The 12,661-nt window shown below is 59.2% G+C and carries 10 protein-coding genes; 4 read left to right on the forward strand and 6 right to left on the reverse strand.

Going from position 1 to position 12,661, the window contains the following annotated elements; genetic code table 11:
- Window positions 1–153 precede the first annotated feature (153 nt).
- Both QMG46_RS22075 and QMG46_RS22080 read right to left on the reverse strand, forming a co-directional pair.
- The gene (locus QMG46_RS22075; RefSeq protein WP_281850050.1) at window positions 154–552 is read right to left on the reverse strand and encodes a GNAT family N-acetyltransferase; all 399 of its coding nucleotides are present in this window, start codon (window positions 550–552) and stop codon (window positions 154–156) included.
- A gap of 113 nt (window positions 553–665) precedes the next feature.
- Window positions 666–1,250, reverse strand: coding sequence for a TetR/AcrR family transcriptional regulator (locus QMG46_RS22080; RefSeq protein ID WP_281850051.1), 585 nt, complete (start codon window positions 1,248–1,250; stop codon window positions 666–668).
- A 113-nt stretch (window positions 1,251–1,363) separates the two neighbouring features.
- On the opposite strand from QMG46_RS22080, the gene QMG46_RS22085 reads away from it, so the two are divergent.
- Window positions 1,364–1,990 (forward strand): FMN-dependent NADH-azoreductase, encoded by a 627-nt coding sequence (locus QMG46_RS22085; protein ID WP_281850052.1) that lies wholly within the window; start codon window positions 1,364–1,366, stop codon window positions 1,988–1,990.
- 202 nt (window positions 1,991–2,192) lie between these two features.
- On the opposite strand, the gene QMG46_RS22090 is transcribed toward QMG46_RS22085, so the two are convergent.
- Window positions 2,193–2,600: an MAPEG family protein gene (locus QMG46_RS22090; RefSeq protein ID WP_281850053.1), complete on the reverse strand. Its 408-nt coding sequence runs from the start codon at window positions 2,598–2,600 to the stop codon at window positions 2,193–2,195.
- 219 nt (window positions 2,601–2,819) lie between these two features.
- Here QMG46_RS22090 and QMG46_RS22095 point away from each other — a divergent pair, with 219 nt between their 5' ends.
- Both QMG46_RS22095 and QMG46_RS22100 read left to right on the forward strand, forming a co-directional pair.
- A complete protein-coding gene (locus QMG46_RS22095; protein ID WP_281850055.1) occupies window positions 2,820–3,194 on the forward strand; it encodes a BlaI/MecI/CopY family transcriptional regulator in 375 nt (124 codons plus the stop codon).
- Window positions 3,194–4,786, forward strand: coding sequence for a M56 family metallopeptidase (locus QMG46_RS22100; protein ID WP_281850056.1), 1,593 nt, complete (start codon window positions 3,194–3,196; stop codon window positions 4,784–4,786). The genes QMG46_RS22095 and QMG46_RS22100 overlap by 1 nt, the downstream gene beginning before the upstream one ends.
- Window positions 4,787–4,824: 38 nt before the next feature.
- Here the strand turns inward: QMG46_RS22100 and QMG46_RS22105 are convergent, their stop codons facing one another.
- Together QMG46_RS22105 and QMG46_RS22110 are read right to left on the reverse strand one after the other, a co-directional pair.
- Window positions 4,825–5,679 (reverse strand): DUF4952 domain-containing protein, encoded by an 855-nt coding sequence (locus QMG46_RS22105; RefSeq protein WP_281850057.1) that lies wholly within the window; start codon window positions 5,677–5,679, stop codon window positions 4,825–4,827.
- 233 nt (window positions 5,680–5,912) lie between these two features.
- On the reverse strand, window positions 5,913–7,814 hold the full coding sequence (locus tag QMG46_RS22110; protein WP_281850058.1) for a hypothetical protein: 1,902 nt from the start codon (window positions 7,812–7,814) through the stop codon (window positions 5,913–5,915).
- 571 nt (window positions 7,815–8,385) lie between these two features.
- Between QMG46_RS22110 and QMG46_RS22115 the strand changes: the two genes are divergently transcribed.
- The gene (locus tag QMG46_RS22115; RefSeq protein WP_281850059.1) at window positions 8,386–10,518 is read left to right on the forward strand and encodes a TonB-dependent receptor; all 2,133 of its coding nucleotides are present in this window, start codon (window positions 8,386–8,388) and stop codon (window positions 10,516–10,518) included.
- 60 nt (window positions 10,519–10,578) lie between these two features.
- Here the strand turns inward: QMG46_RS22115 and QMG46_RS22120 are convergent, their stop codons facing one another.
- A complete protein-coding gene (locus tag QMG46_RS22120) occupies window positions 10,579–12,192 on the reverse strand; it encodes an ABC-F family ATP-binding cassette domain-containing protein (protein ID WP_281850060.1) in 1,614 nt (537 codons plus the stop codon).
- Window positions 12,193–12,661: the final 469 nt, after the last annotated feature.

A 12,661-nucleotide genomic window follows, 5' to 3' on the forward strand; every position in this document is an offset into this window, starting at 1 on the left:
TGTCCGTGGCAATGCGCAGAATAAGATTACCGTTTTTTTTGTGGGGAAATGTACTGGGCGCGACCGTGTTTCGATGTCGTGGCGATCGCTAAAACTTTCGACGCAATAGACTGCGGTCCTGCTCATGCGCGACCTGCGCACCTAATCCTGGAATCACGCGGCATGGCGTTGCGGATCAAATTCCATCAAGCGGTAATCCCCGTCTTCGCCGACACCGGATCCGATCTCAATGAAACCGTGATGGGAATAGAACGCCAGCGCGGACACGTTGCGGCTGAGGCATTTGAGCCGGTAACGCGTCGTCGACCAGCCAGGCAAGGCGTGTAGCAATACGCTACCGACACCGCGACGCATCCATGCCGGATCGACGAACAAATGATGGATGAATGCGTCGGGCTGCCACAGTGACAGGAAACCTACCGCGATGCTGTCACGTTCCGCGACAAGGATATATTCGTCCTTTGTCTGCTCATCGAAATCCCCAAGCCGAAACGCATCTGTCGGCCGCCATGGGAATGCACTTGTACGCGAACGAATGAACAGCTCACGCAACGCGGGGCTGTCACTCGCAACAAAGGGGCGTACGAACGTATCGCGCCTCGAAGGGGCGGAAGTAGTTAAATCAGCGGCCATAAGAGAACTGCCGATAACTCACCAGACTTTGCCTATTGCGAAGCACTAAGAAGTATCGGCTTCACCATCACCTCAATCTTTTCGGCCATCTCTTCTGCCGGCACGCGATCGGGTGTCTCAAACCACAGACGCGCAGCCCCGAAAATGGCCCAGGCGACGGTGGTTGCCAGCAACCCCGGATCAACGCCGGGCGCCAAGGGGTGGTCAGGAGAGCCTTCGCGGAATATGCCTTCCACGACCGGGATGATGGAGCCCTCGATGGGCATCTTCGCCAGCTGACCAGGGCAGCCCGAGGTCTCGGAAAGATAGTCGCAGACACCTAGAACGATGGCCCGCAGCCCACCGTCGCAGTCCGTGAAGGACAGGCCACGGCGCTCGACAAGATTGCGAAAGCGCACTGCTGCCATGGCCTGCAGGAGGCTGTTCTTGTCGGGGTAGTGCAGATAGAAGGTGGCCCGGTTCAACGTGGCCTCATCCGCGATCTCCTGGATGGAGATGTCCTCAAACTGCTTTTGAATCAACAGCCTACCCAATGCATCCATCAGCATCCGGCGACTGCGCAGGACGCGGGGGTCGGTGGTTTCTGTCGCAGTTCCGGATGAGATCGTCTTGGCCATGCCAGCTCAGTTTATCGCCTTTCTCGGCAGTCCACGCTTAAACGACATTTGTTGATTTTCTTTTTTAGCCATGTGATGCTTAAACGACACTTGTCGCATAAGGTTCATCCGCCATGACTACGCTTCTGCACATCGACTCCAGCCCGCTGTACGAGCAATCCGTCTCGCGCCAGCTCACCGCCACCTTCGTCACCCATTGGAAGTCCTCCCATCCGGGCGGAACCGTTGTCGAGCGCGACCTCAGCGCGACGGCCATTGCGCCTCTCAGCGCCGAATGGGTGGCAGCCGTGTTTACGCCGGAAGACGCTCGCTCCCCGCAACAGAACGAGCTGCTTTCTCTCTCCGATTCACTGATTGCGGAACTCGAGAATGCCGACGAATACGTCGTCGGCGTGCCCATGCACAACTTCGGCGCACCCTCGGTGCTGAAGCTCTGGATCGACCAGATCACCCGGGTCGGCAAAACCTTCTCTTATGCGGACGGCACACCGAAAGGCCTGCTCGTCGGCAAGAAAGCGACCTTCATCATCGCAACCGGCGGTGTCTACGACGCCCAGACGCAGATGGCGTCGTTCAATTTTGTCGAGCCCTATTTGCGCTCACTGTTCGGCTTCCTTGGCGTGACCGATGCAACCTTCCTCACGGCCGGCGGCACGATGGCACTGAACCATGGCCAGGATCGCAATGCCTTTCTCGCACCGCACCTCGAGGTCGTCCAGACTCATGCGCTAGCGGTTTAACGATCACAAGCTTGTGCTGGCCATTCCTGACCACGGCATTTGGAGACATGCTGTGGTCAGGAACCGAGATAGCTGAATCGCGCGCGCTCTCGAAAATGCACGTATCGCCGAATGCTGCCGCAAGCAGGCAAAGCCCTCTTCGAAGCAAGCGCGGACCAGACTGGGTTATCAAGAAAAATCAATCGTTGTTTGTCGCGCCTCGCTACGCAAAGCGAGAAATGATCGCCACGGCAAAAGTCATCGTCGCCGCGAAACCTGCAAGAAACGCAAGTGTTCGCAGAACAGGGATGCCAGCGGTAAACACGACGTAATGAACGAGACGAGCTACGAGATACACCTTGGCTGCCAAGACGGTCCCTGGCGTCTGGATACCAGCAAGCGTTGCAACAACAACCAATGGCGCAAACACGACCAGGTTCTCGACCGCATTGGCATGAGCGAGCTTGGCGCGCTGCGCCCACGCGGGACCCGACAGGTGACCCGTCTTTGGATTGTCCAGCGCAGGCCACATGCCTTGTGAAAATATTCTTGCGGTCAAGTAGGGAATCCACATCAACGCCGTTGCACACGAAACGAGCGCCAGGAGCCGAAGTTCCGGAGTGAACGCCATGATGATCCTCCAACGAAATGTGATACTTCAGTCGCGCAACCGCGCGTAGTCCTGATGAAAGTCTAGACACCACGGAGCCCTGCACAAACGGTCAAAAGCGACGTTGATAGCATCGTTTACGACATGAAACTTCGCCTCGATCGCGCCATCTACTAAACCTATAGTTGACAACGTCATGGCCCGGCGTATCATCTACTAAAGCTTTAGTAGGTGAACGCCATGAAGATATCCCTGACCGACCGCGAAGCGGACGTCATGCAAGTGTTGTGGGAGCACGGTCCGTCCGTGGTGGCCGAAGTTCGTGAGCGGCTCAGCGACAAGCTGGCCTACACCACGGTGCTCACCGTGTTGCGCACGCTCGAAACCAAAGGCTACGTCGCGCACGACGAGGAAGGCCGCGGACATCGTTACTTCACGACAGTAAAGCAACAGGTGGCGCGCAAGAGCGCCCTGCTCCACCTCACCAACAAGCTGTTCAAGGGCTCGACGGAACTGCTGTTCTCGCACCTCGTATCGGACCAGAAGCTCACGCCAGCGCAGCTCAAGCGCATGCGCCAGATGCTCGCCGAGAAATCCGACGAGGACAAAAGCTGATGCTCGCCTGGATGATCTACGTTGCCGTCGTCACCGTAATGCTGAGCGTAGCCGCATGGCTGGCCGAGCAAGCCTCGCGTCGACGCCGCGCTGCCAGTCGCTGGATCTGGACAAGCGCCATCGTGGCGTCCTTGCTGTTGCCGGGCATGATTGCGTCGGTATCCATCCAGGTCCCCAATCTGTTCAAGCCCGCAGCGTTGTCAGCGCCACTGGCATTGCGTGACGAGACGTCATTGCCTCTGCCCGCCATGATCGCCGAACTTGGCACGGCGGTAGCCGCAAGCGATACATCGACACGTGTCGATATCCTTCCTCTCGTATGGATCGGCCTGTCTCTTGCCATTGCCATGGCGCTGGCGATCAACACGGGCCTGCTGCATCGTCGCAAACGCCAGTGGCAGCAAAGTCATCTTCTTGGCGCTCCGGTCTGGATCGCACCCGATGCGGGCCCCGCCGTCGTCGGGCTCTTTCGGCCACGCATTGTCGTTCCCGCATGGCTGGTGGAAGGCAGCAGCGCGCATCAGCAGATGGCGATGGCACACGAGCAGTCGCACATCCAGGCACGTGATCCGCAGATGCTAGCCATCGCACTGGGCCTTCTTTTGATCATGCCGTGGAATCTGCCGCTCTGGTGGCAACTTCATCGTCTGCGTCGCGCGATGGAAGTAGATTGCGATGCGCGCGTGTTACGCGCCGGGCGCGATATCAACGCTTATTGTGAAACGCTGATTGAAGTGGGCCAGAGCCAATCCACTCATATCGGCGCTGTCGCCGCCATGTCCGAATCCCGATCGTTTCTCGAACAAAGGATCAAGATCATGCTTGTGAAACCCAAGAAATGGGCCGGCGTATCCGCCCTGGCCCTGATCTGCCTGTCGGCGGGCATGGTGACTTTCGCCGCGCAGGTCAGCCCGCCGAACGTTTCCGCGACTGCGCCGGTCATAGTGCCTGACCATAAAAATGCCAGCGACGGTTCGGCACCCGCACCGGTCATCGTCCCGGACCTTAAAAATGCCGGCGAAGCTGTGGGCGACTATCAACTCGCTCCCTATAGCATCATCACGGTCGCGCTCACTGGCACGCAGCTTTCGATACAACTGACAGGCCAGCACCCGCTGGATGTTTTCCCGGCCGACTCCGGCTATTTCGCGGCGAAGACCATCAATGTCCGGATCGGCTTTGAACGCGACGACCACGGTCAGATAAGCGAACTGGTTCTGCTGCAGAATGGTCGGGAGTTGCATGCGCCGCGCATCAGCAGCGCTGCTGCGAGCCAGATCGCACAGGCGCTTTCCGATCGTGTTCGCAATCAGCAGCCTTTTCTCAGCAGCAAGAAAGCGTTGGAGCTGATCCTGGCCGATGACGATAGCGGGCAAGGCATGTCGCCTGAACTTGCTCAAGCCAGGGCACGTCAGAAATCGCAACGCGAGCAATACCTGGCGCAGCTTGGCCCCGTGGTCAACTACCATTTTGCCGGCGTGAACAGCCAAGGCTGGGACAAATACCTGGTGCGACATCAGCAAGGCACGGAAGATGTCGCCTTTGTGCTCGACTCCAACGGCGTCATCGTGGGGGCCATGCGTCATCCTTGAGGAGCGGAGTGACCTGGGCCGCCATCGCGAGCTGCGCCCTAAGGACTTTCCAGATCGACTGTAACGTCGACGTAGAACCAGGGAATCTCGGTCCACGCGTTACGTGAATGAACCACGGTCTCACCCGAGGTCATCGTGACCGCTGAATCGACCTCGATCGGCAGGCGGCCATCGCCAATGGCCTCACCCTTGGCCGGAACCACCTGCCACCCGCAACATAGATAGCGTTGTGCCTCCATGCCGGTGTCGCGCATCAATTGCGATTCGACACCGGCGGCATAAAGGCCCCGTGTTCGATAACGGGCAACCAGAGCGCGGAGTTGGGCATCCTTCCCTTCGTGGCATTCGACGAACTCCAGATGCTCCGGTTTCATGCCGTAGCGCCCGAGGAAATCGCCGCACTGTGGCGTTTCATCCGGCCAGGGCTTTTCCGATGCCTGTGGCCGCGTCATCGCGATAGGGAGCACCACCTTGCCCGTGCGATCGATAAAGCCCCAACGCCCGTCCCGGGATGTATCACCGGACTTGCTGCAGCCCTGACAAACCGCAGCCCGCCCATTCCTGAAAGGCGAGCCATCGGCATAAGGGCCGGCCACCTGGTGGAAATCGGGATCGAAATAAGCGATGCCGCTTTTGACGATGCCGCGCGTAAGACCTTCGGCGAAATAGTCCGCACCGTTGTCAAAGGTAACGACAGGAAGCGTCTCGCCGTTCCGCTTCACGTAGTGCCAGCCGCCGCCATCGCCCAGCACCATCATCTGGCCAAGGCCGTATTTGCCGTACGTCAGACGTTTGCGCATCGCCGGGGCGACATCCAGCCGACCATCGACCAAACGTGCGCACGCCTTGCGCGGCCCCAGCAGTTCCAGCGAGGGCGGATGGCCGATATACATGCAAGACAAATCGAATGGGCTCGCATGGAGCGTCATGGGCAGTAGCAACAAAAAGGCGATCAGTGCCGCAAGCGGATGACACGTCCGTACCAAGGCATATCGCATAATCTGTTTCATGGAAGCATGATGATCCAGTTATCCATTTCAATTCACGCCTCCGCCGGCAACGCCGATTATCCGTCGGCATCGCAGGTCACGCCCGCGATGCCGAGACGATAGAAGACGCCTGCCGATCACCCCGCAAACAAGCTCGAAAACACTCCGCTGCTCTGATCGGTGGTCACCAGCGACCACGACGTAAAGTGCGCCAGCAGATTGATCTGGGTCGCCGATAGCTGGGTCGAAAACGTGCTGTAGTGCGGAAACCCGTTGGCGTTCACCTCTGTCGCCACAAGTTGTTGCACCGAGGGATTGTTTGCGAACTGCGTGGCCCAGTTGCTCGCATAGTTGAGGTACACCCAGACGATCGTGACCGGCTTGCTGCGGGCAGCAACGCCGAACCACGTATTGGCTTGCACGGTAAGGCTCTGCGACAGGATCGCTGGCTGATCCGGATTTACGGCACCGCCCGCCGCTGCCGACAGTCCGGACAGGAATCCGGCGAATTCGCTGCTGTCGAAAACCTGGTTGTTGCTAAATATCTGATGCTCCGGGCTCGCATGCCCGGCCGAGTACAGAACGTAACCTTTCTTGTCGTCGAAGGGTTGATAACCGAACAGGGGTGGCAACGAGCTATCGACCTCGATCAGGGTTCCTGCGATCCAGCCGCCTTTGCCGTCCGGGATACCGACGCTCCTGGCCGCCATCGGGATCTCCGTGTTCACGCAGACGATCACGCTGTCGATGTCGCTGAAAGCAAGCATGCTGGCCAGGCCATTGTTCTCGAGGCTGCCACCGTCGGCGAAAGTATTCGGGCTCTTGTTGGTAGCGCCGTCCCCCGCAGGCCACGAGGGGTAGGCCGGCACCAGCTTGTCGACATCGGGGAAGCTGATATCGGGAAGGGAGATATCGGCGCGCCCCTGTGCCGCAACCGAGCCACGCGCGACGAGGGCGCTTGCCGTTGCGTGCAGTTCGAGTGGCAGATGGCTTTTGATCCAGTCCCAGATCGCCTCCCCTTCTTCCCACATCCACTTGAAGAACAACCACGGGTCGGCTTCCCACTGCTTGATCTGATTCCTGACGGTTTCTGCGAACGCCACACTGCTGGTGCCCATGATGTCGGTCAGCGACCACTGGCGGGTCTGCGTCACCGTTGCGATCTCGGCGGATTGAGAGGTAAACGAAGAGTTGAACGCGAACGATTCGACGCCCCCGCCGCCCACCGCCAGTCCATTGGCATCAGTGGCCTTGGCCGGCGCTCCAACCACGCCCGTCATCAGTCCATTGGACTGCACAGGAGCCAGCATTCCAAATGAAATGCCCGGGACGTCGACGAACATGCTCATGTTGCAGATATGCAGCGGTCGCTGCGTGCGCGAGGCATCGACCTGATCGGCAAACAGATATGCCGTCTCCAATGCCAGGCTGCTGTTTGCGCTCGTGATGGCCTGCAGTGAAGCCTTGGTGGCGGAGAACATGTCCTTGGGCTGGCCACCATCGATATTCCAGTCGAGCAGATGGTAGGAGTCGAGAATGTTTAGACTCATCACCATCTGCCACAGCATGCTTTCCGGCAACGGATTGCTCGGACTCGTCTCTAGAAATAGCTCGTAAAGCAACACTGCGGTTCCCGCGATGCCCTCCAGCGAGAACACGAAGGACGTCATCGGATTGCCGGCGTTGCCGACAGGCAGGCTGGCCAGATCCGCCACCGTCAAGGAAGCTTGATTGGCGTCGTAGGTACCCAGATACGCAGCATCCGTTGGACCCGATGCAGGCATGTATTGATACGGCACGCCCAGCCACGAGCCGCCGGATACGGTCGACATCGCCTTGATCTGCGCGAGCAGGCTGGTGCCGTTGGCCTGGATCGCCGCCAACGCACGCAACTGCCCCATGCCGGCATTGCAGGCACGTGTTCCACCACCGGACAGACACAGCCCGACATTGCCAGGCGTGGAGGCTGGCTTGTAGAGCTGATCGATCGTCAATGGCGGCGTAGCGACTACGGATGCACTTAAGGATGGCGTGGTCATGCGTCTCTCCGTTGAGGGGACTGCGATGAAAAATCCAATGAGTGAAATAGCCGGCATAAAAAACCGGCATCTGGAAATGCCGGCTGTCACATCTCGCCTTTAGGCGATTAACTATGTGCTTTTATTACTATATAAATTTTATTGTGACATTGGATAGTGGGATTCGGCACAAAATAATCTTCCGAAGCACGATTCAAAAAAATCGCCCATTAGCTTGAATCCCTCCAAAACTCCACCAGCCCTTCCCATCTTGTAGGAGCGACTTCAGTCGCGACCCACGGATACGTCACGGCCTGTCGCGACTGAAGTCGCTCCTACAAAAAACAGGCCGCCTTTCGAGGCGCCCCTCAGTCATCCACCCCATGAATTGAACCAAAGCGCCCCCGAGTGGCACTCACGCCGGTTAAAATTAAACGAAAGTCATTCTCATTCGCACTAACTTGCGCATTCACCTGCTCAATTTCAGGAAAAACCCATGCCGCATCAGCGCATAAAGACGCACGCAAATTCCTTCGCCCCCATCCAACGCATCAGGGGAAAATGGCCGATGGGGGCCGCTGCGCTTTTCCTCATGAGCACTCCCTGGGTCAGCCAGCTCGTCAACGCCCAGGACGCGACCAATCTGTCGCCGATTGTTGTGCAGGGTGTTGCGCCAACGGGCTACAGCCAGAGTGATCGTGCCAACGGACCGAAGCAGAAAGCCTCGCTCGGCAAGACAGATACCAAGCTGGAAGACCTGCCCGCCAGCGTGCAGGTGATTCCGCGCGCCCTTCTGTCCGAGCAAGGCGCAAACATGCTCCGCGATGCGGTGTACAACGCCAGCGGCATCAACGCCGGCGGGCAGGATTCAAAGGGCTACTACGATCACTTTCTGATTCGCGGCTTGAATGCGCAGGTCTATAGCGACGGCTTTTCCGATGGCGATCAGCTGAGCGGGCTGTCGCACTCGCTCAATGGCGTCGAGCGGATAGAGATACTGGAAGGCCCAGGATCAGCCTTGTTCGGTAGTGGCCCACCCGGCGGCACGATCAACATCGTGCATTACACGCCATCGTCCACCCTGCACTACGGTGGCAGCTTGCAGGTCGGCTCCTTCGGCACGACCACAGGCAGCGCTTATGTCACCGGTCCGACCGGCGTGAACGGCCTGGACTACCGTATCGATGCCACGGTATCGCACACCGACGGCTTTCGCGATCTCGTTGCGCGCGACCGCGAAGTGCGCCCGGCGTTCCGCTGGCAATGGGGCAACCATGTCACCGATCTGGCGTTCGACCTGCGCGATATTCATGAGACACCGGACTCGTATGGCCTGATCTATTTCAACGGCTCGCCGATCCGCCATGTGTCCGACAACGCCAAGTACTCTTCACCCTTTGCTACGGCGCATTCGGATTTCTTCCGTACGACGCTGAGCGATCAGTGGACAGTAAGCGACTTTCTTACTATCAACAATCGCTTCTCGTTTCTGCATCGCACGCTCGACGCCATCGTCAATGGCGACAGCGCCAGCACCAAGGTCACCAACGGTCAGGTGGTCACCCGTCAGCTGCGCGACCAGGACGACAAGGATCGCAGCATCGACTATCAGTTCGAGCCTGTCTGGAGGTTTACTACGGGCTCGGTTCAACACACCTTGCTGACCGGGTTCGAATACCAGCAACAGAAACTCTCCTCCGAACGTCAAACCGCGGACTTGCCCAATATCCCCGACGCGTTCGCACCCGTGCCGCCGGAAACCTCGCTTTCCCAGGTGCACTTCCTGTGCGATGCCAAGCATTCCTGCGATAACGATCGCTTGGGCGCGCGCTACTACAGCGTCTACGCCACCGATCAGATCGATGTCACCGATGCGCTGAAGATTCGCGCCGGCGTACGTCAGGATGTGTGGAACACCGCGCTGACACCGCGCATCACCGTACCTGGCCGCTTCGGCACGGACGCCAAGCCGCTACTCGCCGGCGTCACGGATTCGCGCAACGACGCGCCGTTCAGTTGGAACCTGGGCGCCTTATACAAGGCACTTTCGTGGATGTCGCCTTATGTCGGCGTCTCCAGCAGTCACCTGACCAATTTCAATTCCGAAAACACACAGAACGGCGTCGGCGCACCGGAATCGGCCCTGCAATACGAGGCCGGCATCAAGTTCGCCTGGTTCGACGATCGTGTGGTGCTGAACACGGCGGCCTTCGACGTCAAACGTAACCACGTAGCCACGGCAACTACCATCAACGGTATCGAAGCGGTCGTGTTCGACAGCCAGAAGACGCGAGGCGAAGAGGCGTCCGCCGATGTGGCCGTGACCGATCAGTGGCACCTGCTCGCCAACGTGACTCACCAGGATGCCTTCATTACCGACAACCCGCAGGGCATAACTTCGGTAGGACATCGGCCGCAAGGGGCACCCGACATGCTGGCCAACCTGTGGTCGACCTATAGCTTCCGCATCGGTGGTATCTCGGGCTTTCGTGTTGGGGCGGGCGTCAACTACCAGAGCAAGAGCTATAGCGACCTGACCAACGTCAACTCGATCCCCTCCTACGCGATCGTCAACGCGCTGGTGGGCTACGAGGCACCGACCTGGGGAGTGAGCGTCAACATTCACAATATCAACGACCGCCGCTATTTCATTGCCGCCAACGTCGCCGGAGCGTACGTGGGCGAGCCGCGCAGCGCGTTCGTCAACGTGCACGCGAATTTCTAAGGGATGGCTGCGCGTATCGTCCGGACAGCTCTACACTGTCCGGACCCGGGTTTCACAAACTTACCAAACCTCCCTCAGCCACTCTCCAGGCTCGATCCGCAAGCGCTCGCCGAGGCCAAGCGCCTGCAGAAAGCTGTGGTCGTGCGAGACCACCATCAACGCGCTGCTATAACTGTTCAACATGGACTCCAGCGCCTGCAGCGACGGCAAGTCGAGGTGATTGCTGGGTTCATCGAGCAGGAGCAGTTCGGCCGGCCGCTCGCTGTACAGAGCGCAGGCGAGTGCGGCCTTGAGCCGCTCGCCGCCGCTGAGCAAATGGCTTGGCAGTCCGATACGCCCGCTGTCCAGCCCCAGCAACGCCAACCGATTTCGCAAGTCATGCTCGCTGGCCACCGGGTTCGCCGCTCGTAATTGAGCGAGCACGGACAAGCCCGGATCGAGCATGCTCAGCTGCTGGTCGAGATAGACCGTGGGCACATGGGTTTGGGCACGTCCCGCCAAGGGTCGAAGCTGACCGGCTAGCACTCGCAACAAGCTGGACTTGCCCGAGCCATTGGGCCCGACCACGCCAATGCGTTGCCGCCCCAGAACAACGGTGTCGAATGCCGCGCGATCGACCGCACCGAATGGCAGCGCCACGCCGTCGAGCGTTGCCACCCGGCGTTGCGCCGCCGCGGGCGAAAGCGGCGCGAACAACATAACGGGAACCTCTTGTTCGATCTGCTGCGTAGCCTCACGCACTCGCTCATCCAGCGCCTCGCCCCGCTCCGCATGCTGGCGCTGAAGCTTTCCCAACGACTGCTCGCTGTTCTGCTTTTGTCGACCAAGGAACAGCGAGTCGTGGTTGGCAGTTTCCGCATACCGCACGCCGCGTGCGCGACGTTGATCCAGCCGTTCACGCTGCTCGTGCAAAGCGCGCTCACCACGCTTGCGTTCCAGCTTGCGCAGTTCCAGCTCTTGCATGGCAGCATCGCGCTCGCGCGCCTTCTGCTCCGCATACAGCGCATAGCCACCACCATAACTGGCCAGGCCACGCGGCGTGAGTTCCACCGTGCGATGCATGGTCCGCAACAGGTCGCGATCGTGACTGATCACCAGCAGCCCACGATTCCATCGCTGGAGCTGTTCCAGCAGCGCTTGTCGGCTTGTCGCGTCAAGGTGATTGGTGGGCTCGTCGAGGATCAGAAAATCCGCGTCGCTCAGCCACGCTCCCGCAAGCGCGACGCGCATGGCTTCTCCACCGCTCAGACTCGCTGCGGACCGTTCGATCGACAAGTGGCCAAGCGCACTGGCCTCCAGCTCCGCCTGCAGGCGCTGACGAATGTCCCAGTGATCGCCTGCCAGATCGAAATCGCGTTGCTCCATGCCACCCGCTTCGATACGCGACAAGGCTTGCAGCACCGGTGCGATGCCCAACAGATGAGCCACCGTCGCGGCAGGATCCGGGGCGACGCTTTGAGGTAGGTAATACACACGGCCGGATCGCACGCAGCGGCCGTTCGTCGGCACAGCACACCCCGCCAGGATATCGGCTAGCACGCTCTTGCCCACGCCATTGCGCCCTACCAGACCGGTAGGCTGCGCATCGAAATGCATATCGAGCTGGGAAAATAGCGCTCTGCCGCTGGGCAGAACATAAGACACGCTTTCCAGCGCAAGGGACGGATTCGTCATACGGACTCCATGGATGCCAGGCTCACGCCACCTTCGACAGGTGGATAAGACGGGCCGTCAAAAGACGGCGGCATCAATGGCGCATGGGACGAATACCTTTGCAGAAGAATAGAACGCAGTGATTATACGCTAGGCAGAGTGCTACGCATGCCGCGTCTGGGCAAGATCCTCGATGCTCTGACGGCGCGCTACGACCTTCCAAACTTTCCCCATGAAGCGAACTGCGACGCCCGCCTCATTTTGCTTGTAAGGGAAACCTTACAAAGCCTCTGTTGATCGCACTTTATTTTGCCTTTTCTGTCCTTAGAACTTAGCATTCCAAGAGGGAACGCGCGCGCCGCAAAGCGTCGCCAACCTACATGCCTTACAGGGGAAGCCTTCATGTCGTTTCGCAGACTTGCTGTTTGCAACTGCTGTTGCTTTTCCCTTCGCATTTGTTCGCTGCATTGACGCTCAAGACTCAAGGGAG

The sequence above is a fragment of the Dyella sp. GSA-30 genome, assembly GCF_027924605.1.
Lineage (GTDB): Bacteria > Pseudomonadota > Gammaproteobacteria > Xanthomonadales > Rhodanobacteraceae > GSA-30.

Coding starts and splice junctions, on each gene's coding strand:
- QMG46_RS22090 (WP_281850053.1), bottom strand. CDS start 2,600: ATGGCGTTCACTCCGGAACTTCGGCTCCTGGCGCTCGTTTCGTGTGCA.
- QMG46_RS22100 (WP_281850056.1), top strand. CDS start 3,194: ATGCTCGCCTGGATGATCTACGTTGCCGTCGTCACCGTAATGCTGAGC.
- QMG46_RS22085 (WP_281850052.1), top strand. CDS start 1,364: ATGACTACGCTTCTGCACATCGACTCCAGCCCGCTGTACGAGCAATCC.
- QMG46_RS22095 (WP_281850055.1), top strand. CDS start 2,820: ATGAAGATATCCCTGACCGACCGCGAAGCGGACGTCATGCAAGTGTTG.
- QMG46_RS22105 (WP_281850057.1), bottom strand. CDS start 5,679: ATGTATATCGGCCATCCGCCCTCGCTGGAACTGCTGGGGCCGCGCAAG.
- QMG46_RS22120 (WP_281850060.1), bottom strand. CDS start 12,192: ATGACGAATCCGTCCCTTGCGCTGGAAAGCGTGTCTTATGTTCTGCCC.
- QMG46_RS22110 (WP_281850058.1), bottom strand. CDS start 7,814: ATGACCACGCCATCCTTAAGTGCATCCGTAGTCGCTACGCCGCCATTG.
- QMG46_RS22115 (WP_281850059.1), top strand. CDS start 8,386: ATGAGCACTCCCTGGGTCAGCCAGCTCGTCAACGCCCAGGACGCGACC.
- QMG46_RS22080 (WP_281850051.1), bottom strand. CDS start 1,250: ATGGCCAAGACGATCTCATCCGGAACTGCGACAGAAACCACCGACCCC.